Source organism: Streptomyces sp. NPDC001700, assembly GCF_053596435.1.
In genome coordinates this window covers 1-1,051 of the sequence record NZ_JBSFGE010000087.1, presented here as the reverse complement: position 1 = coordinate 1,051, position 1,051 = coordinate 1, and the positions used below count along the sequence as shown (strand labels likewise).

The window sequence follows — 1,051 nt, the reverse complement described above, 5'->3', positions numbered from 1 at the left end:
TGGCCGCCGGTTGGGGCGGATCCCGTTGGGGTGACCGATCTGTATGAGCGGCTTGCCGCGGATGGTCTTGGTTATGGTCCGGTGTTCCGTGGGGTCCGGGCGGCGTGGCGGCGTGGCAGTGAGGTGTTCACCGAGGTCGAACTGCCGACGGAGGAGGCTGGTTCCTTCGGTCTGCATCCGGCGCTGCTCGACGCGGCCCTGCACGGCATCGATCTGGGAGAGTTGCTGCCCGAATCGGCGGGGGGCGGCACCCTGCTTCCCTTCGCCTGGCGGGGCGTGAGTCTCCATGCCTCGGGTGCCACGCGGTTGCGCGTCCAACTGTCCGAGGGTATCGGCGATTCGGTTGTGGTGCGTGTCGCCGATGATTCGGGTGCTCCGGTGGCGTCGGTGGATGCCCTGACCCTGCGGCGGATCTCGGCGGATCAGCTGGCGCGTGCGAGTGATCCGCACCGGGACGCGTTGTTCCGGCTGGACTGGGTTGCCGCTGCCGGGGCCGCTGCCGCGTGGGCCGGGTCGGTCGCCGTGCTCGGTACGGGAACGCCGGAACTCGATGGGGCCGAGCGCTACCCCGACCTTGCCACGTTCGCAGCCGCGCTGGACGAGGGGCATGCGGTGCCGGACACGGTGGTCACCGTACTGCCGCGTGCGGCGGACGGCGCCTCGGCCGGTGACGCGGTGCGTGAGGTCACGTATCGCACGCTGGGCCTGTTGCAGGGTTGGCTGGCGGAGGAGCGGGTTGAGGGGACGCGGCTGGTTCTGGTGTCCGAGGGTGCGGTGGCGGTCTCGGCGGATGAGGATGTCGTTGATGTGGCGGGGGCGGCGGCGTGGGGCCTGGTGCGCTCCGCGCAGTCGGAGAACCCCGGCCGATTCGTCCTCGTCGATCAGGACGGCGACGAGGCCGCCGCCGCGGTTCTCGATGTGGTGCTGGCATCCGGCGAGCCTCAAGCCGCTGTTCGTGGTGGTGTGTTGAGGGTGCCTCGGTTGGCTCGTTATGGGGTGGGTGGTGCGTTGGTGCCGCCGGTGGGGGCTCGGGGCTGGGTTCTGGATGTGA

1 protein-coding gene is annotated in these 1,051 nt (G+C 70.4%); it reads left to right on the top strand.

What is annotated here, in order from left to right; genetic code table 11:
• Positions 1-30 precede the first annotated feature (30 nt).
• A partial coding sequence (locus tag ACWC5C_RS42065) for a polyketide synthase dehydratase domain-containing protein (protein WP_450884646.1) occupies positions 31-1,051 on the top strand: 1,021 nt, incomplete at its 3' end.